A 21,531-nucleotide genomic window follows, 5' to 3' on the forward strand; every position below is an offset into this window, starting at 1 on the left:
GGACATTTCTTCGTGCACATACTCGTGTTGATGCTCGCCTTGATGACAACAGGTCCGGCCCGTGCGGGCGCCGAGACCGTCAAGCCGATCAAGCTCGTCGTGCTCGGCGACTCCTTGAGCGCGGGCCTCGGTCTGTCCGCCTCGGATTCGTTTCCGGCCAAGTTGCAAAAGGCGTTGCAGGCCGGGGGGCTGCCGATTGACCTGACCAATGCCGGCGTGTCCGGGGACACCTCGTCCGGCGGTCGCGACCGGCTCGACTGGTCGGTGGCGGACGGCACCGAAGCCGTCATCGTCGAGCTCGGCGCCAACGATGCGCTGCGCGGCATCGATCCCGCAGTGACGCGCAAGGCTTTGACTGAGATCGTGACCCGGCTGAAGGCGCGCGGCATCGCCGTCATGCTCTGTGGCATGCTGGCGCCGCCGAATTACGGCAGCGACTACGCCGCGAAGTTCAACGCAATCTATCCCGATCTCGCGAAGGAGTTCGGCGTGCGGCTGTATCCGTTCTTCCTCGACGGCGTCGCCGCCGACGCCAAGCTGAACCAGGCAGATGGTATCCACCCGACTGCAGCCGGGGTCGACATCATCGTGTCCCGGATGTTGCCTACGGCAGAAGCATTCCTGCGTCCGCTTCGTGGGCAATGATGGAACGACGCCACGGGCCGATCATTTGCGATAACCATAGGAACAGGGTTTTCCGCAGCTTTTCCCTGGGGTGTCGCCCCGTGCGTCGCGGAGTCATATAAATTCGGTAAGGATTATGCATCGACGATTCGTCGTCGGTTGCTTCTTCAAGGCATGATCTCGTCAATTTTCGGGGTCAGCCTCCAGCATCGGGAGTCCCGAAACGATGCCGCGTCTGTTTACTGGACTGGAAATCCCGGACGAGGTCGGCCACACGCTGTCCGGCTTGCGGGGCGGTCTCCCCGGCGCCCGCTGGATCGATCCCGAAAACTACCACGTCACATTGCGCTTCATCGGTGACATCGACGGCGCCTCGGCCAACGAGATCGCCGCCATGCTGTGGCGGGTCAACCGCAAGCCGTTCGAAGTCACCGTCCAGGGGCTCTCCAGTTTCGGCGGCCGCAAGCCGCGCGCTGTCGTCGCCAACATCGCGCCGAGCCGGCCTCTCATCGAGCTGCAGGCGGAGCTCGAGCGGATGATGCAGCGGATCGGCCTCGACCCGGAGGGCCGCAAGTTCGTGCCGCACGTGACGCTGGCGCGGCTGCACGACGCCTCGAGCCAGGACGTCGCGGACTATCTTTCGGTCCGGGGCTACTTCCCGAGCCGGGTGTTCGTGGCCGAGCGTTTCGTTTTGTTCTCGTCCCGCGCTTCTACGGGGGGCGGGCCCTATGTGGTCGAGGACGCCTACGATCTCTGCGCCGGCTGACGGTTGCAAAGGCCTCGCTGCTCTCAGAACGAACGTCGTTAGCCCCGGACTAACGAGCGTGGCGGCGTTTGCGTGCCATATACCAAGACCATAGGGCTCGGCTGCATGGCGGCTTCCACCATTTGCGGATTGCATTTTCCGTTAGTCTCATGACCTAGAGTGGGCTCATGCTGTCCACTCCGTCAGACGCGTTCCGCGCGCAATATCAGTCTTTGGTCGATACCGGTGCGATCGAGGCCGACGCCGCCCAGGCCGAGGTCGCCGACGCCTTGGCGGCGCTCGAGCGCAGGCTGTCCACCTACAAGCCCGTGCGCAAGCAAGGTCTGTTCGGCCGCCTTTTTGCCGACAAGAGCGAGCCGCCGAACGGCCTCTATGTCCATGGCGAGGTCGGTCGCGGCAAGACCATGCTGATGGACCTGTTCTTCCAGAACTGTCCGGTCGAGCATAAGCGCCGCGCGCATTTCCACGAATTCATGGCCGAGGTGCACGAGCGCATCTACGGCTACCGCCAGAACATCGCCCGCGGCGAGCTTGCCGATGCCGACGTGATCGGGCTCACGGCCCAGGCGATCTTCGACCAGGCCTGGCTGCTCTGCTTCGACGAATTCCACGTCACCGACATCGCCGACGCGATGATCCTGGGCCGCCTGTTCGCCAGACTGTTCGAGCTCGGCACTGTCGTCATCGCGACATCGAACGTGGCGCCCGAGGACCTCTACAAAGGCGGCCTCAACCGCGCGCTGTTCCTGCCCTTCATCAAGCAGATCGCCGACCACATGGACGTGATGCGGCTGGACGCCCGCACCGATTTCCGGCTGGAGAAGCTCGCCGGCGTCAAGATGTGGCTGGTGCCGCCGGACGTCGATGCGCGCGCCGCGCTGGATAAGGCCTGGGCGCGGCTGACCGGTCATGCCAAGTGCAAGCCGCGAGACATGACGATCAAGGGGCGCATCCTGCACGTGCCGTGCTCGGCCAATGGCGTCGCCCGTTTCGGCTTTGCCGATCTGTGCGACAAGCCGCTCGCGGCCTCGGACTATCTGAGGCTGGCGCATGACTATCACACCATCCTGATCGACCACGTGCCGGTGATGGATCTGGCCGAGCGCAACGCCGCCAAGCGCTTCATCACTTTGATCGATACGCTCTACGACAACGCCGTGAAGCTGATCGCCTCGGCAGAAGCCGACCCGATCTCGCTATACATCGCGACCGAGGGCATCGAGGCCATGGAGTTCAAGCGGACCTCCTCGCGCCTGATCGAGATGGGCTCGGAGTCCTATTTGGCCCTGCCGCACGGCCGCAAGGATTCGGCCGCCTCCGGGACTTCTACGGGCCTGGTCGAAACCTGACAAACACCGCCTTTCCGGCAGCGCCCGCCGCCGGGCAGACAGCCGTGAAAAGGCCACGTCAATCATGCTGAAAGGATGATCAGCGCCCGTCGCCCGGTCCTGATCGAAATCAAGGCACGCCCGTCAATTGGCCATAGCGTGACTTGAACGGCCCGGGCGAAAGGGATAACCACCCAATCGACTTTTCAACCTCCCTCACTCCTTCGGGTTCAAAGGAAAATTTGCCATGGCGCGCGACAAGATTGCTTTGATTGGCTCCGGTCAGATCGGCGGAACGCTGGCTCACCTCGTCGGCCTCAAGGAGCTCGGCGACGTCGTGATGTTCGACATTGCCGAAGGCGTCCCGCAGGGCAAGGCGCTCGACATCGCACAGTCCTCGCCGGTCGACGGCTTCGACGCGCACTACACCGGCGCCAACTCCTACGAGGCGCTCGACAATGCCAAGGTCTGCATCGTCACCGCCGGCGTGCCGCGCAAGCCCGGCATGAGCCGCGACGATCTCCTGTCGATCAACCTGAAGGTGATGGAGCAGGTCGGCGCCGGCATCAAGAAATATGCCCCCGACGCGTTCGTCATCTGCATCACCAACCCGCTCGACGCCATGGTCTGGGCGCTGCAGAAGGCCTCCAACCTTCCCGCCAAGAAGGTGGTCGGCATGGCGGGGGTGCTCGACTCCGCGCGTTTCCGCTACTTCCTGGCCGATGAGTTCAACGTCTCGGTCGAGGACGTCACCGCCTTCGTGCTCGGCGGCCATGGCGACACCATGGTGCCGCTGACCAAGTACTCGACCGTTGCCGGAATTCCGCTGCCCGACCTCGTCAAGATGGGCTGGACCTCGCAGGCTCGCATCGACGAGATCGTCGACCGCACCCGCAATGGCGGCGCCGAGATCGTCAACCTGCTGAAGACCGGTTCGGCCTACTACGCCCCGGCGGCGTCGGCGATCGCGATGGCCGAGAGCTATCTGCGCGACAAGAAGCGCGTGCTGCCCTGCGCGGCCTATCTCAACGGCGAGTTCGGCGTGAAGGACATGTATGTCGGCGTGCCCGTGGTGATCGGCTCCAAGGGTGTCGAGCGCATCGTCGAGATCGAGCTGGCCGGCAAGGACCGCGAGGCGTTCGACAAGTCGGTCGGCGCCGTGCAGGGCCTGGTCGACGCCTGCAAGAAGATCGCGCCCGACCTGCTCGGCCGCTGAAGGTAGCACGGCGGGCGGTCAGCCCGCTCCGATGAGTTGCAGGATGCTTGGTATATGGTATACCAAGCATCCTCAGAAGAATTCCAGACGTCACCCCTTTGCGGGTTCGGGGAGCAAGCGCTTATGAACATTCACGAATATCAGGCCAAGGCACTGCTGCACGAGTTCGGCGTGCCGATTTCCAAGGGCGTGCCGGTTCTCCGTCCGGAGGATTCGGATGCGGCGGCGAAGACGCTGGGCGGCCCGGTCTGGGTCGTGAAGAGCCAGATCCACGCCGGTGGCCGTGGCAAGGGCAAGTTCAAGGAGGCCTCGGCCGGCGACAAAGGCGGCGTCCGCCTCGCCAAGTCGATCGACGAGGTCAACGCGTTCGCCAAGCAGATGCTCGGCGCCACGCTGGTGACGGTGCAGACCGGCCCCGACGGCAAGCAGGTCAACCGCCTCTACATCGAGGACGGCTCCGACATCGACAAGGAGTTCTATCTGTCGCTGCTGGTCGACCGCGAGACCTCGAAGGTCGCGTTCGTCGTCTCGACCGAAGGCGGCGTCAACATCGAGGACGTGGCCCATAGCACGCCCGAGAAGATCATCACCTTCTCGGTCGACCCGGCCACCGGCGTCATGGGCCACCACGGCCGCGCCGTCGCCAAGGCGCTGAAGCTGTCGGGCGACCTCGCCAAGCAGGCCGAGAAGCTGACCACCCAGCTCTACAACGCCTTCGTCGCCAAGGACATGGCGATGCTCGAGATCAACCCGCTGGTCGTGACCAAGCAGGGCCAGTTGCGCGTGCTCGATGCCAAGGTGTCGTTCGACTCCAACGCGCTGTTCAAGCACCCCGAGGTCGTCGCGCTGCGCGACGAGACCGAGGAGGACGCCAAGGAGATCGAGGCTTCCAAATACGACCTCAACTACGTCACGCTCGACGGCACCATCGGCTGCATGGTCAACGGCGCCGGCCTCGCGATGGCGACGATGGACATCATCAAGCTCTACGGCATGGAGCCGGCCAACTTCCTCGACGTCGGCGGCGGCGCCAGCAAGGAGAAGGTTGCTGCAGCCTTCAAGATCATCACGGCCGACCCGAACGTGAAGGGCATTCTGGTCAACATCTTCGGCGGCATCATGAAGTGCGACGTCATCGCCGAGGGCGTGGTCGCGGCCGTCAAGGAAGTCGGTCTGAAGGTGCCGCTGGTGGTGCGCCTCGAAGGCACCAATGTCGATCTCGGCAAGAAGATCATCAGCGAGTCCGGTCTGAACGTGCTGCCCGCCGACAATCTCGACGACGCCGCGCAGAAGATCGTCAAGGCCGTCAAGGGAGGCTGAGCGCCGTTTCAGGCGCTCGCTTCACCCTCACCGCAACGCTTTTAGAGAAAGCACGATGTCCATCCTCATCGACAAGAATACCAAGGTCATCTGCCAGGGCTTCACTGGCAAGAACGGCACCTTCCACTCCGAGGCGGCGATCGCCTACGGCACCAAGATGGTCGGCGGCACCTCGCCCGGTAAGGGCGGCTCCACCCATCTCGGCCTGCCGGTGTTTGACACCGTCAAGGAGGCCCGCGAGGCCACCGGGGCCGACGCCTCGGTGATCTACGTGCCGCCGCCGGGCGCAGCCGACGCGATCTGCGAGGCGATCGACGCCGAGATCCCGCTGATCGTCTGCATCACCGAGGGCATCCCGGTGCTGGACATGGTCCGGGTGAAGCGCTCGCTGCAGGGCTCCAAGTCGCGCCTGATCGGGCCGAACTGCCCGGGCGTCATGACCGCCGGCGAGTGCAAGATCGGCATCATGCCGGCCAACATCTTCAAGCCCGGCTCGGTCGGCATCGTGTCGCGCTCCGGCACCCTGACCTATGAAGCGGTGTTCCAGACCACGTCGGAAGGCCTCGGCCAGACCACCGCGGTCGGCATCGGCGGCGACCCGGTCAAGGGCACCGAGTTCATCGAGATGCTGGAGATGTTCCTGGCCGACCCCAAGACGACCTCGATCATCATGATCGGCGAGATCGGCGGCTCGGCCGAGGAGGACGCGGCGCAGTTCATCAAGGACGAAGCCAAGCGCGGCCGCAAGAAACCGATGGTGGGATTCATCGCCGGCGTCACCGCACCTCCCGGCCGTCGCATGGGCCATGCCGGCGCCATCATCTCGGGCGGCAAGGGCGATGCGGGATCGAAGACCGCTGCGATGGAAGCGGCTGGTATTACAGTGTCTCCGTCGCCCGCGCGGCTCGGCAAGACGCTTGTCGAAAAGTTGAAATCCTGATTCAGGACTTAGTGCTTTTCGGCGCGAATATTTACAAAGAATAAGGTAAACCGTCCTAACCCGAGCCTGACCCGCTTTCCCCAGCGGGTCAGGTATTGCGCCGTTTTTGATGGGCGCATCGAAATTACCAGGACGTCATCATGTCTCGCCAAGATGCGAACGCCGCCTTCGCCCTGTCATCTTTTCTGCAGGGCACCAATGCCACCTACATCGATGAGATCTACGCTCGCTACGAGAAGGACCCCGCTTCGGTCGACCCGGAGTGGCAGGAGTTCTTCAAGAGCCTGAAGGACGCGCCGGCCGACGTGCAGAAGAATGCGTCGGGCCCCTCCTGGGCGCGCAGCAACTGGCCGGTCTCCCCCCGCGACGAATTGACCTCCGCGCTCGACGGCAACTGGGCCGTGGTCGAGAAGAAGGTCGGCGAGAAGATCGCAGCCAAGGCGCAGACCAAGGGCGTCGAGCTGTCGGTGGCCGACGTCAACCAGGCCACCCGCGACTCCGTCCGCGCGTTGATGCTGATCCGCGCCTACCGCATGCGTGGCCATTTCCACGCCAAGCTCGATCCGCTCGGCATCGAGGCGCCGCGCAACCGCGAAGAGCTCGATCCCCGCTCCTACGGCTTCACGGAAGCCGACTACGACCGCAAGATCTTCCTCGACCACGTGCTCGGCCTCGAATACGGCTCCCTGCGCGAGATCGTTGCGATCTGCGAGCGCACCTACTGCCAGACGCTCGGCGTCGAGTTCATGCACATCACGAACGCGGCGCAGAAGGCCTGGATCCAGGAGCGCATCGAGGGGCCGGACAAGGAGATCTCGTTCACCCGTGAGGGCCGCCGCGCCATCCTGCAGAAGCTGATCGAGTCCGAGGGCTTCGAGAAGTTCTGCGACGTCAAGTTCACCGGCACCAAGCGCTTCGGTCTGGACGGCGGCGAGTCGCTGATCCCGGCGCTGGAGCAGATCATCAAGCGCGGCGGCAATCTCGGCGTGAAGGAGATCGTGCTCGGCATGCCGCATCGCGGCCGCCTCAACGTGCTGACCCAGGTCATGGGCAAGCCGCACCGGGCGCTGTTCCACGAGTTCAAGGGCGGCTCGGCCAATCCGGACGCGGTCGAAGGCTCGGGCGACGTCAAGTACCACCTCGGCGCCTCGTCGGATCGCGAGTTCGACGGCAACCGCATCCATCTGTCGCTGACCGCGAACCCGTCGCATCTGGAGATCGTCGATCCCGTCGTGCTCGGCAAGGTCCGCGCCAAGCAGGACCAGCATGGCGATCCGCCGGACATGCGCATCTCGGTGCTGCCGCTGCTGATGCATGGCGACGCGGCGTTCGCCGGCCAGGGCGTCGTGGCGGAGTGCTTCGCACTGTCAGACCTGAAGGGCTACCGGACAGGTGGCTCGATTCATTTCATCGTCAACAACCAGATCGGCTTCACGACCTACCCGCGCTATTCGCGGTCGTCGCCCTATCCGTCCGACGTCGCCAAGATGATCGACGCGCCGATCTTCCACGTCAACGGCGACGATCCGGAAGCCGTCGTGTTCGCGGCCAAGGTGGCGATCGAGTTCCGGCAGAAATTCCACAAGCCCGTCGTCATCGACATGTTCTGCTACCGCAGGCATGGCCACAATGAGGGCGACGAGCCGGCCTTCACCCAGCCGGTGATGTACAAGAAGATCGGCGCCCATGCGTCGACCCTGGAGATCTACTCCAAGCGCCTGGTCGCTGAAGGCGTCATGACCGAGGGCGAGGTCGAGAAGGCCAAGTCCGACTGGCGCGCCCGTCTCGACGCCGAGTTCGAGGCCGGCACCTCCTACCGCCCGAACAAGGCCGACTGGCTCGACGGCAAGTGGGCGGGCTTCAAGTCCGCCGACCAGGAAGAGGAAGCGCGCCGCGGCGTCACCGGCGTCGAGCTCGACCGCCTCAAGGAGATCGGCCGCAAGATCACCAAGGTGCCGGACGGCTTCCGCGTGCACCGGACGATCCAGCGCTTCCTCGAGAACCGCGCCAAGGCGATCGACAGCGGGGCAGGGCTCGACTGGGCAACCGGCGAGGCGCTGGCGTACTGCTCGCTGCTGCTCGAAGGCCACAAGGTTCGTCTGTCCGGCCAGGACAGCGAGCGCGGCACCTTCTCGCAGCGTCACTCCGTCCTGATCGATCAGGAGGACGAGAGCCGCTACACGCCGTTCAACCATCTGGCGCCGGAGCAGGGCCACTTCGAGGTCATCAACTCGCTGCTCTCGGAAGAAGCCGTGCTCGGCTTCGAATACGGCTACTCGCTCGCCGAGCCGACCGCGCTCACCTTGTGGGAGGCGCAGTTCGGCGACTTCGCCAATGGCGCACAGGTGCTGTTCGACCAGTTCATCTCGTCGGGCGAGCGCAAATGGCTGCGCATGTCGGGCCTCGTCTGCCTGTTGCCACACGGCTATGAGGGCCAGGGCCCCGAGCATTCCTCGGCACGCCTCGAACGCTATCTGCAGATGTGCGCCGAGGACAACATGCAGGTGGTCTATCCGACCACGCCGGCGAACTACTTCCACGTGCTGCGCCGGCAGCTGCATCGCGAGATCCGCAAGCCGCTGATCGTGATGACGCCGAAGTCGCTGCTGCGCCACAAGCGCGCCGTATCGCGGCTTGAGGAGCTCGCCAAGGATACGACCTTCCACCGCATCCTGTACGATGACGCCCAGATGCAGGCGGACGACAAGACCAGACTGGTGCCGGACGATCAGATCCGCCGCATCGTGCTGTGCGCGGGCAAGGTCTATTACGACCTCTACGACGAGCGCGAGAAGCGTGGGCTCAACGACGTCTATCTGATGCGCGTCGAGCAGCTCTATCCGGTGCCGCTCAAGGCGCTGGTCGCCGAGCTCGGCCGCTTCAAGAACGCCGAAGTGGTGTGGTGCCAGGAAGAGCCGCGCAACATGGGCGCCTGGCACTTCATCGAGCCGTATCTCGAGTGGGTGCTGAACCAGACCGGCGGCAAGAGCAAGCGTCCGCGCTATGCCGGCCGTGCCGCGTCTGCAGCGACCGCCACGGGTCTGATGTCGAAGCATCTCGCCCAGCTGAAGGCGCTGCTCGACGAAGCCTTGAACTGAACCTGCCTTTGAGAGGCGCCCCGCGATCTGCGGGGCGCAAGTACACCGCGTTGATCGTCCGTCCCGCATCGCTTGCGCGCCGCAAGGCGATGACGGTCGGGCTTTATGACCGCACGGGTTATTGAGGATAGAGACCATGACTGAAATTCGCGTTCCGACGCTGGGTGAATCCGTCACCGAAGCCACCATCGGCCGCTGGTTCAAGAAGGCCGGCGACGCGGTGGCGGTCGACGAGCCGCTCGTCGAGCTCGAGACCGACAAGGTGACGATCGAGGTCCCCGCGCCGTCGGCCGGCACCTTGGGTGAGATCATCGCTAAGGATGGCGAGACCGTCGCGGTCGGCGCGCTGCTCGGCCAGATCACCGATGGCGCAGCCGCCGCCAAGCCGGCCGCTGCCGCCCCGGCTCCGGCAAAGCCGGCCGCGGCCGCCCCGCCGGCTCCCGCTCCCGCCAAGGCGCTGCCCGCCGATACGCCACAGGCCCCGTCGGTGCGCAAGCTCTCTGCTGAAAGCGGCGTCGATGCCACCACCGTTCCGGGCTCCGGCAAGGACGGCCGCGTCACCAAGGGCGACATGCTGGCCGCGATCGAGCGCGCCGCCTCGGCGCCGACTCCGGTCAATCAGCCGGCTGCTTCGGTACAGGTCCGCGCGCCGTCGCCCGCCGATGACGCCGCCCGCGAGGAGCGCGTCAAGATGACCCGGCTGCGCCAGACCATCGCGCGCCGCCTCAAGGACGTGCAGAACACCGCGGCGATGCTCACGACCTTCAACGAGGTCGACATGACCAACGTGATGGCGTTGCGCAGCCAGTACAAGGATGTGTTCGAGAAGAAGCACGGCTCCAAGCTTGGCTTCATGGGCTTCTTCACCAAGGCCGTCGTGCAGGGGCTCAAGGACATCCCGGCCGTCAACGCCGAGATCGACGGCAACGATCTCATCTACAAGAACTACTATCACATCGGCGTCGCCGTCGGTACCGACAAGGGCCTGGTCGTGCCGGTGGTGCGCGACTGCGACCACAAGTCGATCGCCGACATCGAGAAGGGCATCGCCGATTTCGGCCGCCGCGCCCGCGACGGCCAGCTCAAGATCGACGAGATGCAGGGCGGCACCTTCACGATCACCAATGGCGGCATCTACGGCTCGCTGATGTCGACCCCGATCCTGAACGCGCCGCAGTCCGGCATCCTCGGCATGCACAAGATCCAGGAGCGCCCCGTGGTGATCGGCGGCAAGATCGAGGTGCGGCCGATGATGTATCTGGCGCTGTCCTACGACCATCGTGTCATTGACGGCAAGGAAGCCGTGACCTTCCTGGTGCGCGTCAAGGAGAGCCTGGAAGATCCGGCGCGGCTGGTGCTGGATCTCTGAGCCACGCGACGACTTGACGAATTGAGGCGCGCCTGGCAGCGCGCCTCAGACCTAACGGGGGCCATCATGACCGACAGGGTTGCAGTGATCACCGGCGGCAGCCGCGGCATCGGCCGCGCCACTGCCCTTGCTGCCGCATCGCGGGGCTTCAAGATCGTGGTCGGCTACGCCTCCAACGAGGCCGCGGCGCAGAGCACGGTGGCCGCGATCGAGGCCAAGAACGGCAAGGCGATCGCAGTCAAATGCGACGTCGGCCGCGAGCATGACATCCTGGCGCTGTTCAAGGCGGCCGACAAGTTCGGCACGCTCGGTGCTCTCATCAACAATGCCGGCATCGTCGGTCCGACCTCGCGCGTCGACGAGATGAGCGCCGAGCGCATCGAGCGGCTGATGGCGGTCAATGTCACCGGCAGCATCCTGTGCGCCCGTGAGGCCGTGAAGCGGATGTCGACGCGGCATGGCGGGCAGGGCGGCGTCATCATCAACCTGTCGTCGGTCGCCGCCAAGCTCGGCTCGCCCAACACCTATGTCGACTACGCCGCCTCCAAGGGCGCGATCGATTCCTTCACCATCGGACTGGCCCACGAAGTTGCGAGCGAAGGCATCCGCGTCGCCGCCATTCGCCCGGGCCTGATCGACACCGACATTCACGCCTCCGGCGGCGAGCCTGATCGCGCCCATCGCCTCGCGCCGATGGTGCCGATGAAGCGCGTCGGCACCGCGGAGGAAATCGCCAATGCCATCGTCTGGCTGCTGTCGGACGAGGCCTCCTATGTCACTTCGGCCATTCTCGACGTGTCGGGCGGACGCTGACGACCGTCATTATCTCTGACTTGCAAGCTTACGGAACATTCGATCATGGCATCCTACGATCTCGTCGTCATCGGCACCGGACCCGGTGGGTATGTCTGCGCCATCCGCGCAGCGCAGCTCGGCTTGAAGGTGGCCGTGGTCGAGAAGAACGCGACCCTCGGCGGCACCTGCCTGAACGTCGGCTGCATGCCCTCGAAGGCGCTGCTGCACGCGTCCGAGCTGTTCGAAGAGGCCGGGCATTCCTTCGCCAAGATGGGCATCAAGGTGCCGGCGCCCGAGATCGATCTGCCGGCGATGATGAACTTCAAGCAGCAGGGCATCGACGGCAACGTCAAGGGCGTCGAGTTCCTGATGAAGAAGAACAAGATCGACGTGCTCGTGGGCAAGGGCAAGGTCCTCGGCACCGGCAAGCTGCAGGTCACAGGCAATGACGGCGCAGCTCAGACCGTCGAAACCAAGAACATCGTGATCGCCACCGGCTCGGACATCGCGCGCCTGAAGGGCATTGAGATCGACGAGACGCGCATCGTATCCTCGACCGGCGCGCTGTCGCTGGAGAAGGTGCCGTCGAGCCTCCTGGTGGTCGGCGCCGGCGTGATCGGGCTCGAGCTCGGCTCGGTGTGGCGCCGCCTCGGCGCCAAGGTCACCGTGGTCGAATTCCTCGACCGCATCCTGCCCGGCATGGATGGTGAGATCGCCAAACAGTTTCAGCGCATCCTCGAGAAGCAGGGTTTTGCGTTCAAGCTCGGCGCCAAGGTCACCGGCGTCGACACGTCCGGCGCCACGCTGTCGGCCACGATTGAGCCTGCTGCCGGTGGTGCTGCTGAGAAGATCGAAGCCGACGTCGTGCTCGTCGCGATCGGCCGCGTGCCCTACACCGACGGGCTCGGCCTGCAGGAGGCCGGCGTCGTCCTCGACAATCGCGGCCGCGTTCAGATCGATCATCATTTCGCGACCAGCGTGCCCGGCGTCTACGCCATCGGCGACGTCGTCGCAGGGCCCATGCTGGCGCACAAGGCCGAAGACGAAGGCGTTGCGGTCGCAGAGATCCTCGCGGGCCAGGCGGGCCATGTGAACTACGACGTCATTCCGGGCGTGGTCTACACGACTCCCGAAGTGGCCTCTGTCGGCAAGACCGAGGACGAGCTGAAGCAGGCGGGCACAGCCTATACCGTCGGTAAGTTTCCGTTTACCGCGAATGGTCGCTCCAAGGTCAATCAGACCACTGACGGTTTCGTGAAGATCCTTGCCGATGCGAAGACGGATCGCGTGCTCGGCGCCCACATCATTGGCCGCGAGGCCGGCGAAATGATTCACGAAGCCGCCGTATTGATGGAGTTCGGTGGCTCTGCCGAGGATCTGGCACGCACCTGCCACGCGCATCCGACGCGCTCGGAGGCCGTCAAGGAAGCCGCGCTTGCGGTGGGCAAGCGTGCCATCCATATGTGATCGACGCCCGGCGGCGTGATCGGCGGGCGCGACAAAATGGCCCACCGGTGACGCTGAACCAAACGGCAAGGTGTGAGGTCCTATCGTCATGGCGGCCTCGCACCTGAGGCCGGGCGGAGATGGAGTTCGATGCTGCGCCGCCTGCTTCAGCCGTTCTGGATCCTGCTCGCGATCATCTTCCTGATCGAAGCCTGGCTGTGGGATCATCTCGAGCCGATCGTGGCGCGCATCGTCGCCGCGATTCCGCTGCGTACGCTCAAGCACTGGCTCGCGGCGCGTATCGAGACGCTGTCGCCGGCGCTGACCCTGATCGTGTTCGTCGTGCCGGTCGTGCTGCTGTTTCCGCTCAAGCTGCTCGGCATGTGGCTGTTGATGCACCATCAGTGGAAACTGGCGCTCGTCACCATCGTGTTCGGCAAGATGGTCGGCGTTGGTATCACCGCCTTCATCTTCGACGTCACGCGCGGCAAGCTGCTGCAGATGGGCTGGTTCGCCTGGCTGTATGACAACGTGCTCGCGCTGCGCAGGAAGGCAGCGGCGCTGGTCGATCCGGTCAAGCAACGTGTCCGTGACGTCGTGGGCGACCTGCTCCGCAGCAACACCCGCGGCTGGTCCATCCGCGTGCTTCGCCAGATCCAGCGCTTCCGCCGCAGCGTTCAGCAGGCAAGGTGACCAAGCCAGGTCCATTGGGCGGCTTGCTTGACTTCGTCTTCGCCGTTGTCATTCCGGGTTTCAATCGTCAGCGCGCTGACGATTGAACCGGTAATCCCGAGGTTGTTGAGACCTACTGCAAGCCAAATTCGAGATTCCGGGTTCAAGGCCTGCGGCCTTGTCCGGAATGACGGAGTTCGTTCGTGGCTAATGCAGATGCAGCAGGTGCGGCTGGAACAGGCCGAGGATCGTCATTGCGATACCGATCAGCGCGAGCCCTCCGGAGGCCCAGGCCAGAATGATCATGCCGGTGATGATCGTCGCCGACGCCAGCACGATGCCGATCTGGAAAGCGGCCGACGCCAATTCGTAGTGGTGATATTTCGCCGTCGCCTCGTCGCGCTCGTGCTCGGCGTGCTTGGCGCGTTCAGCGAGCTGCTCGCTGCCTTCGCCGGTCTCCGGCTCCGAACGGTAACGGGCGGCATTCTTCTGCCAGTCGTCGATCTGCTTCTGCAAGCTGGCCTTGGTCGCCTCGTCGGGCAACGCCGGCAGATTGAGCTTGCCCTGTTCGGCGGCGGTCTGCACCACCGTGCGCCGCACCGTCTTGGCCTGGAAGAAGGCCCAGAGGTTGGACGCCTCGACGTTCTTGCTGATCGATTCGGTCTGCGCGCCCTTGCCGAGCGTCTCCGACAGCGCCAGGAACAGCGCGATGACGGCGATCAGCAGCGCGATCTTCTTGTTCTCGCCCGACGCGTGCTCGGCATGCTCGGCATGCTCCATGCTCTCATGTGCGCTCATCTGTTCCCCTCCGGATCAAGCAACCGAGACGATTGCCGGAACCAGGGGGACAGCGCAAGCGAAACGATATGAACGAAAAATGTCACCGCCGCGGATGGGCCGACGCATAGACCTGCAGCAGGCGCTCGGAATCGATGCCGGTATAGATCTGCGTCGTCGACAGCGAGGCGTGGCCGAGCAGCTCCTGGATCGCGCGCAGGTCGCCGCCGCGGGACAGCAGATGAGTCGCGAAGGAATGGCGCAGCGCGTGCGGCGTGGCGCTGTCGGGCAGGCCGAGCGCGCCGCGCAGCCGCTCCATCGCCAGCTGAATGATGCGCGGGCTCAACGGGCCGCCCTTGGCGCCGAGAAACATCGGCCCCTCCGCAGGCAGCGGATAAGGACAAAGCCTGGCGTACTCATCGATCAGCTGCAGCACGTTCTGCAGCACCGGCACCATGCGGGTCTTGTTGCCCTTGCCGGTCACCACCAGCACGTCGCCTTCGCCGGGGCGCGGCACCTCGCGCCGTTTCAGGCCGAGCGCTTCGGAGATGCGCAGGCCCGAGCCATAGAGCAGCGCCATCACGGCGGCGTCCCGCGCCAGCACCCAGGTCTCGCGGGTTTCGCCGGCCCGCTCATCGGCATCGGCGAGCCGCTTGGCGGCGTCCATCGGCAGCGGCTTCGGCAGGCTCTTGGCGATCTTTGGCGCGCGGATTGCGGAGAGTGCGCCGACCTTGCCCTTGCCCTCGCGCTCGAGGAAGCGGCCGAACGAGCGCAGGCCCGCCAGCGTCCGCATCAAGGACCGTCCGGCAATGTCGTCGGCGCGCCGCATCGCCATGAAGGCGCGGATATCGGCTGCCTCCAGCGCGGCAAAGCGCGCCAGCGAGACTTGCTCGCCCCAATGGGCACAGAGGAATTGCAGGCATTGCCGGAGGTCCCGGGCATAGGCCTCGACCGTCTTGGGCGACAGCCGGCGCTCGCTGCGCAGATGCGCCAGCCATTGCATCATCGCGCGGACGACGCCGTCGTCGGCGCCGGTGAGGTCGGGTGGCTGGGGCTCTTCGGCTGCGACCGTAGAGGTAGGTTGCGTTTGCTTTGCCATAGGTCCGTGCCCGCGGATGGATCGGCGTCCGATGGAGCAAGATCTGCCGCGGCAGGCTCGGTCTGCGCCTCTCCCCGCCTGCGGGGAGAGGTCGGATTGCATCGAAGATGCAATCCGGGTGAGGGGGACTCTCCGCGCGGACGGTGCGTACCACCCGTACGGCTGCTCCTCACCCCGACCCTCTCCCCGCAAGAGCGGGGAGAGGGAGCGCAGCGTTGCTTGCGGGAACGGCTCGATCTCGCCTTGTCGAGTCAGATATATCGCATCCTCGTCCTTTACCGTTCGCTAACTTTGCCGGGCGGCTTTCGCTTCAGCCAGAGCAAGGCTATCTCCGCCCTCATGGACCGCCCGACCGATCTCTTTCCAGGTGCAGCCAGCACGGCCGGCGTGGTCGACGTGCTGGTTCCGGTCGCTCTCGACCACACCTATTCCTACCGCGTGCCGCGCGGGATGGCGCTGAAGCCCGGCGATGTCGTCGGCGTGCCGCTGGGCTCGCGCGAGGTGCTGGCGGTGGTGTGGGCCGAGAATGCCAATCCCGATCCGCGGCTGCACAACCGGCTCAAGGACGTCAGCGAGAAGCTCGAGGTGCCGCCGCTCAAGCCCGAGCTGCGCTCGCTGATCGACTGGGTCGCCAACTACACGCTGTCACCGCGCGGCATGGTGCTGCGGATGTCCCTGCGCATGGGCGAGCAGCTCGGGCCGGAGCGCGTCCGGCTCGGGGTGCGGCTGGTCGGCGAGCCGCCGAAGCGGCTGACGCCGGCGCGGAGGCGGGTGATCGAGGCGGTGTCGGATGGGCTGCTGCACGGCAAGTCCGACCTCGTCCGCGAGATCGGCGTGTCTGGCAGCGTGATCGACGGCCTGGTCGACGAGGGCACCCTGACGGTCGAGGCGATGCCGCGCGCCCTGCCGCCGCCGGCGCCCGATCCGTCCTTCGCCCAGCCCGAATTCTTTGATGCCCAGCTTGCCGGCGTCGAAGCGATGCGGGCGCTGGCGGAAAGTGGCGGCTTCCAGGTCGCGCTGCTCGATGGCGTCACCGGCTCCGGCAAGACCGAGGTGTATTTCGAGGCAATTGCGGAGACGTTGCGCCGCGGCCGGCAGTCGCTGATCCTGATGCCGGAGATCTCGCTCACCGGGCAGTTCCTGGACCGCTTCTCACGCCGCTTCGGCGTGCGCCCGCTGGAATGGCATTCCGAGCTCACCCCGCGCACCCGCCAGCGCAATTGGGCGGCGATTGCGGCCGGCGAGGCGTCGGTCGTCGTCGGCGCGCGCTCGGCGCTGTTCCTGCCCTATGCCGATCTTGGCCTCATCATCGTCGATGAGGAGCACGACCAGGCCTACAAGCAGGACGAGGGCGCGCACTACCACGCCCGGGACATGGCGGTGGTGCGCGGCCACATCGCGAAAATTCCGGTGGTGCTGGCGTCGGCGACGCCCTCGGTCGAGACCGAGGTCAATGCCCGCAAGGGCCGCTACCAGCGCGTCGCGCTGCCGTCGCGGTTCGGCGGCCAGCACATGCCGCATATCGAAGCGATCGATCTCCGCCGTGAGCCGCCGCCGCGCGGCCGCTACGTCTCGCCGCGGCTGGCGGGCGAGATCCGTACCGCGATCGAGCGGGGCGAGCAGGCGCTGCTGTTCCTGAACCGCCGCGGCTACGCGCCGCTGACCCTGTGCCGTGCCTGCGGTCACCGCTTCGCCTGCACCATCTGCGACGCGTGGCTGGTCGATCATCGTTTCCGCCAGCGGCTGGTCTGCCACCATTGCGGGTTCTCGATGGCGCGTCCGCCGACCTGTCCGCATTGCGCGGCCGAGGAATCGCTGGTCGCGGTGGGACCTGGCGTGGAGCGGCTGCAGGAGGAGGCGGCGGCGCTGTTTCCGGACGCGCGCAGCATGGTGCTGTCGAGCGATCTGATCACCTCGATCGAAACCATGCGCGCCGAGCTCACGGAGATTGCCGAAGGCCGCGTCGACCTCATCATCGGCACCCAACTCGTCGCCAAGGGGCACAACTTTCCGCGGCTCAATCTGGTCGGGGTGGTCGATGCCGATCTCGGCCTCGGCAATGGCGATCCGCGCGCCGCCGAGCGCACATGGCAGCTGCTCAACCAGGTGATCGGCCGCGCCGGCCGTGAGCAGGGCCGTGGCCGCGGCTATCTGCAGACCCACCAGCCCGAGCATCCCGTAATGAAGGCGCTGATCGCCTGCGATCGCGAGGCCTTCTACACCAGCGAGATCGACGCGCGCGAGCGCACCGGTTATCCGCCGTTCGGCCGGCTGGCGAGCCTGATCATCTCGGCCGGTGACCGGCCGACCGCGGAGGGCTTCGCGCGCCGCCTGGTGGCGTCAGCGCCGCGTGAGGAGGGCGTGCTGCTGCTCGGACCGGCCGAGGCGCCGCTCGCGGTCATCAAGGGCCGCTACCGATTCCGGCTGCTGCTGAAAACGGCGCGCAATTTCGATCTGTCGAATTATCTGCGCCATTGGCTGGCGCATGCCGAGAAGCCCCGGGGCAATCTCAAGCTCGAGGTCGATGTCGACCCGCAGAGCTTCTTGTAGTGCAGGGCAGACCTTATCCGCCGTCATTGCGAGCGCAGCGAAGCAATCCAGGGGCCGGGTCGGGACTCTGGATTGCTTCGTCGCTCCGCTCCTCGCAATGACGCGCGGATAGAAAGGTGCCTTACGACACGACCTCTGCGGTCACGCGGCCGACGCCGGCGCGGGTCAGGCCGATGGCGCGGGCGGCGCCGGTCGAGAGGTCGAGCACACGGCCGCGGATGAACGGGCCGCGATCATTGACGGTGACGATGACGCTGTTGCCGCCATGGGTGACGCGCAGCTTGGTGCCGAACGGCAGCGAGCGGTGGGCGCAGGTCATGGCGTTGGCGTTCATGCGCTGGCCGGAGGCCGTGCGGCTGCCGGACTCATTGCCGTAATACGAAGCCATGCCGGAAAAGCTGCGGCCGGTGCCGGACGACGGCGAGACCGACGCGTTGGCGTTCATCCAGGAGGAGCCGTTGGACGACCAGCCGTTCGAAAACGAGTCTGCCGCGGGCTGAGCGGCCTGGCGCGCCATGTGGTGATGGTGATGGCGAGCATGATGGTGGTGATGCCTGGAGCGGGCCGAGGCTTCAGTAGCGGTGCCGCCGACGATCAGAGTCACGGCAACAGCGAGCGCCGTGCGCGAGCCGGCGATCTTGCCAGCCGAGAGGTTCTTCAGTTTCAGCATCTCTATCCCTCGAAACAGTATTGCCGCGTTCTGCGGTCAGTGGACCCCCGTCAGGTGTTGAGGCGCGCGCCGTTTGGTGGGGCAATGAGGCATGAATGGGGCAGTAGAAATTGTTCCGCTCTTGTCAAAATATCTTACAGGGCGGCCTGTTCATCCGATAACATTCCGTAATCTGTCATTTTAACCCTTCTTTAACGATCGAATACTTCGAATGACTGTCGAATTAAGTCCTCGCTTAGGATGCCAAGAAGTCAGCAAGTAATATCTACGCACCCTCCGTTGCGGTGGCCGGATGCCGCTGAGGCCAGTCAAGCCCAAAGCGGCATGGCGGCCATGCAGCAACAGCTGGAACCAAGTCCTTGGTTGACGGTATCGGGGTCTGATCCCATGCTGGGCGCGACTGGCGCTCCTCGGACGGGGCGCTCGCCCTCCGACCGCGCCGCGGCAACAAGGTGCCGAATAGCGGGCCACCGCTTGTTGCGGCTGCGCTTACGCTATGTTAGCAAAGCGCCGCTTTTCGTGATCAAGCTGCTCCCGCGGCGATCGAAAATCAAAAGTCCTGCTTGAATTCCAGGGGCTTAACTGGTTTGCGCCGCAGCGGCGCACCGGTTTCCCTCTTGTGGGTTGGGCACTTATAAAAAGAGCGCGTCTGTGGCTGCTGAAGATCCCTCCGTATCCGGTGTGTCCGGTCGTTACGCGACGGCCCTGTTTGAACTGGCCCGTGACGAAAAGTCCGTCGATGCGGTGAAGGCCGATCTCGACAGGTTCAATGCCCTCCTCAATGAGAGCGCCGATCTCAAGCGCCTCGTTCGCAGCCCGGTGTTCGGTGCGGACCTGCAGCTGAAGGCGCTGAATGCCGTGCTCGACAAGGCCGGCATCATCGGCGTCGCCGCCAACGTGCTGCGGGTGCTGACCACGAACCGGCGCCTGTTTGCGGTTGGCGACGTGATCCGCGCGTTCAACGCGCTGGTCGCCAAATACAAGGGTGAGGCCACGGCCGACGTCACCGTCGCCGAGCCGCTCTCCGACAAGAATCTCGACGCCTTGAAGGCCTCACTGAAGACGGTGACCGGCAAGGACGTTGCGCTCAACGTGAAAGTGGATCCAGCGATCATCGGCGGGCTCGTCGTCAAGCTCGGCAGCCGGATGATCGACAGTTCGCTTCGCACCAAACTCAACTCGATCAAGCACGCGATGAAAGAGGCAGGCTGATGGACATCCGCGCCGCGGAAATTTCCGCGATCCTCAAGGACCAGATCAAGAATTTCGGGCAGGAAGCCGAAGTCACCGAAGTCGGACAGGTGCTGTCCGTCGGTGACGGTATCGCCCGCGTCTACGGTCTCGACAACGTCCAGGCCGGTGAGATGGTCGAGTTCGAGAACGGCACCCGCGGCATGGCGCTGAACCTCGAAACCGACAATGTCGGCATCGTCATCTTCGGCGCCGACCGCGAGATCAAGGAAGGCCAGACCGTCAAGCGCACGCGCGCCATCGTGGACGCGCCGGTCGGCAAGGGTCTGCTCGGCCGCGTCGTCGACGCGCTCGGCAACCCGATCGACGGCAAGGGCCCGATCCAGGCGACGGAGCGCAAGCGCGTCGACGTCAAGGCGCCCGGCATCATTCCGCGCAAGTCGGTCAACGAGCCGATGGCCACTGGCCTGAAGGCGATCGACGCCCTGATCCCGGTCGGCCGCGGCCAGCGCGAGCTGATCATCGGCGACCGCCAGACCGGCAAGACCGCGATCGCGCTCGATACCATTCTGAACCAGAAGCCGCTGAACGTTGCTGGCGCTCCCGAGAGCCAGAAGCTGTACTGCGTCTACGTCGCCGTCGGCCAGAAGCGCTCGACCGTCGCCCAGTTCGTCAAGGTGCTCGAAGAGCAGGGCGCGCTGGAATACTCGATCGTCGTCGCCGCGACCGCCTCCGATCCGGCGCCGATGCAGTATCTCGCGCCGTTCACCGGCTGCACCATGGGCGAGTACTTCCGCGACAACGGCATGCATGCCGTCATCATCTATGACGATCTGTCCAAGCAGGCCGTCGCCTACCGCCAGATGTCGCTGCTGCTGCGCCGTCCGCCGGGCCGCGAAGCCTATCCCGGCGACGTGTTCTACCTGCATTCGCGCCTGCTCGAGCGCGCGGCCAAGCTCTCCAAGGACCACGGTCTGGGTTCGCTGACGGCGCTGCCGGTCATCGAAACGCAGGCCAACGACGTGTCGGCCTACATCCCGACCAACGTCATTTCGATCACCGACGGCCAGATCTTCCTGGAAACGGACCTGTTCTTCCAGGGCATCCGTCCCGCGGTGAACGTCGGTCTGTCGGTGTCGCGCGTCGGCTCCTCGGCGCAGACCAAGGCGATGAAGAAGGTCGCCGGCAAGATCAAGGGCGAGCTGGCGCAGTACCGCGAGATGGCAGCGTTCGCGCAGTTCGGCTCCGACCTCGATGCCTCGACCCAACGCCTGCTGAACCGCGGCTCGCGCCTGACCGAGCTCCTGAAGCAGCCGCAGTTCTCGCCGCTGAAGATGGAAGAGCAGGTCTGCGTGATCTGGGCCGGCACCAACGGCTATCTCGACGCGCTGCCGCTCGGCAAGGTGCGTGCATTCGAGGACGGCCTGCTGTCGCTGCTGCGCGGCAAGAATGTCGACCTCCTGAACGCGATCCGCGACAGCAAGGATCTGTCCGACGACTCGGCCGCCAAGCTCAAGGCCGTGGTCGAAGGTTTCGCCAAGACCTTCGCCTGATCGGCCGGGGCACCGGCCGGGTGCAAATCCGGCCGGCCCGCATCATCGATGCGGGACAACAGGACAACGTCATGCCCGGCACGCGGCCGGGGGTGACCAATCTCAGGGTTGAGCGGT

General features: G+C 65.2%; 17 protein-coding genes. 14 read left to right on the forward strand and 3 right to left on the reverse strand.

Annotated features, from left to right (window positions below; all coding sequences use genetic code 11):
* Positions 1 to 12: 12 nt before the first annotated feature.
* The 11 genes from S58_RS02035 to S58_RS02085 all read left to right on the forward strand — a co-directional run bounded on the left by S58_RS02035 (position 13) and on the right by S58_RS02085 (position 13,595).
* Positions 13 to 645 (forward strand): arylesterase, encoded by a 633-nt coding sequence (locus S58_RS02035; RefSeq protein ID WP_042340492.1) that lies wholly within the window; start codon positions 13 to 15, stop codon positions 643 to 645.
* Between the two features lie 205 nt (positions 646 to 850).
* A complete protein-coding gene (gene thpR, locus S58_RS02040) occupies positions 851 to 1,390 on the forward strand; it encodes an RNA 2',3'-cyclic phosphodiesterase (protein ID WP_015663563.1) in 540 nt (179 codons plus the stop codon).
* Positions 1,391 to 1,557: 167 nt separating this feature from the next.
* Entirely contained in the window at positions 1,558 to 2,739 is a 1,182-nt protein-coding gene (gene zapE / locus S58_RS02045; protein ID WP_015663564.1) for a cell division protein ZapE, read from the forward strand.
* A 226-nt stretch (positions 2,740 to 2,965) separates the two neighbouring features.
* A complete protein-coding gene (gene mdh / locus S58_RS02050; RefSeq protein WP_015663565.1) occupies positions 2,966 to 3,934 on the forward strand; it encodes a malate dehydrogenase in 969 nt (322 codons plus the stop codon).
* A gap of 123 nt (positions 3,935 to 4,057) precedes the next feature.
* Complete coding sequence (sucC, locus tag S58_RS02055; protein WP_015663566.1) at positions 4,058 to 5,254, forward strand: ADP-forming succinate--CoA ligase subunit beta; 1,197 nt, start codon at positions 4,058 to 4,060, stop codon at positions 5,252 to 5,254.
* Between the two features lie 55 nt (positions 5,255 to 5,309).
* A complete protein-coding gene (gene sucD, locus S58_RS02060; RefSeq protein ID WP_015663567.1) occupies positions 5,310 to 6,194 on the forward strand; it encodes a succinate--CoA ligase subunit alpha in 885 nt (294 codons plus the stop codon).
* Between the two features lie 140 nt (positions 6,195 to 6,334).
* Positions 6,335 to 9,292 (forward strand): 2-oxoglutarate dehydrogenase E1 component, encoded by a 2,958-nt coding sequence (locus S58_RS02065; RefSeq protein WP_015663568.1) that lies wholly within the window; start codon positions 6,335 to 6,337, stop codon positions 9,290 to 9,292.
* 136 nt (positions 9,293 to 9,428) lie between these two features.
* Positions 9,429 to 10,661, forward strand: a complete 1,233-nt coding sequence (gene odhB, locus S58_RS02070) for a 2-oxoglutarate dehydrogenase complex dihydrolipoyllysine-residue succinyltransferase (protein WP_015663569.1) — start codon at positions 9,429 to 9,431, stop codon at positions 10,659 to 10,661.
* Positions 10,662 to 10,727: 66 nt separating this feature from the next.
* Positions 10,728 to 11,474: an SDR family oxidoreductase gene (locus tag S58_RS02075; protein WP_015663570.1), complete on the forward strand. Its 747-nt coding sequence runs from the start codon at positions 10,728 to 10,730 to the stop codon at positions 11,472 to 11,474.
* Positions 11,475 to 11,519: 45 nt separating this feature from the next.
* Positions 11,520 to 12,923 (forward strand): dihydrolipoyl dehydrogenase, encoded by a 1,404-nt coding sequence (gene lpdA / locus S58_RS02080; protein ID WP_015663571.1) that lies wholly within the window; start codon positions 11,520 to 11,522, stop codon positions 12,921 to 12,923.
* Between the two features lie 129 nt (positions 12,924 to 13,052).
* A complete protein-coding gene (locus tag S58_RS02085; protein ID WP_015663572.1) occupies positions 13,053 to 13,595 on the forward strand; it encodes a hypothetical protein in 543 nt (180 codons plus the stop codon).
* A gap of 186 nt (positions 13,596 to 13,781) precedes the next feature.
* On the opposite strand, the gene S58_RS02090 is transcribed toward S58_RS02085, so the two are convergent.
* Positions 13,782 to 14,372, reverse strand: coding sequence for a DUF4337 domain-containing protein (locus tag S58_RS02090; RefSeq protein WP_015663573.1), 591 nt, complete (start codon positions 14,370 to 14,372; stop codon positions 13,782 to 13,784).
* An 82-nt stretch (positions 14,373 to 14,454) separates the two neighbouring features.
* Positions 14,455 to 15,450, reverse strand: a complete 996-nt coding sequence (locus S58_RS02095) for a tyrosine recombinase XerC (RefSeq protein WP_015663574.1) — start codon at positions 15,448 to 15,450, stop codon at positions 14,455 to 14,457.
* A 339-nt stretch (positions 15,451 to 15,789) separates the two neighbouring features.
* Between S58_RS02095 and S58_RS02100 the strand changes: the two genes are divergently transcribed.
* Positions 15,790 to 18,000, forward strand: a complete 2,211-nt coding sequence (locus S58_RS02100; protein ID WP_042340493.1) for a primosomal protein N' — start codon at positions 15,790 to 15,792, stop codon at positions 17,998 to 18,000.
* A 121-nt stretch (positions 18,001 to 18,121) separates the two neighbouring features.
* Here S58_RS02100 and S58_RS02105 read toward each other — a convergent pair whose 3' ends face one another.
* Positions 18,122 to 18,670 (reverse strand): septal ring lytic transglycosylase RlpA family protein, encoded by a 549-nt coding sequence (locus tag S58_RS02105; protein ID WP_015663576.1) that lies wholly within the window; start codon positions 18,668 to 18,670, stop codon positions 18,122 to 18,124.
* Positions 18,671 to 19,321: 651 nt separating this feature from the next.
* Here S58_RS02105 and S58_RS02110 point away from each other — a divergent pair.
* The gene (locus S58_RS02110) at positions 19,322 to 19,882 is read left to right on the forward strand and encodes a F0F1 ATP synthase subunit delta (RefSeq protein ID WP_015663577.1); all 561 of its coding nucleotides are present in this window, start codon (positions 19,322 to 19,324) and stop codon (positions 19,880 to 19,882) included.
* Positions 19,882 to 21,414 carry a F0F1 ATP synthase subunit alpha gene (gene atpA, locus S58_RS02115; RefSeq protein ID WP_015663578.1) on the forward strand — a complete coding sequence of 511 codons (1,533 nt, stop codon included), beginning with the start codon at positions 19,882 to 19,884 and terminating at the stop codon, positions 21,412 to 21,414. Before S58_RS02110 ends, atpA begins: the two co-directional genes overlap by 1 nt.
* Positions 21,415 to 21,531: the final 117 nt, after the last annotated feature.

It is taken from the genome of Bradyrhizobium oligotrophicum S58 (assembly GCF_000344805.1).
Classification (GTDB): Bacteria; Pseudomonadota; Alphaproteobacteria; order Rhizobiales; family Xanthobacteraceae; genus Bradyrhizobium; species Bradyrhizobium oligotrophicum.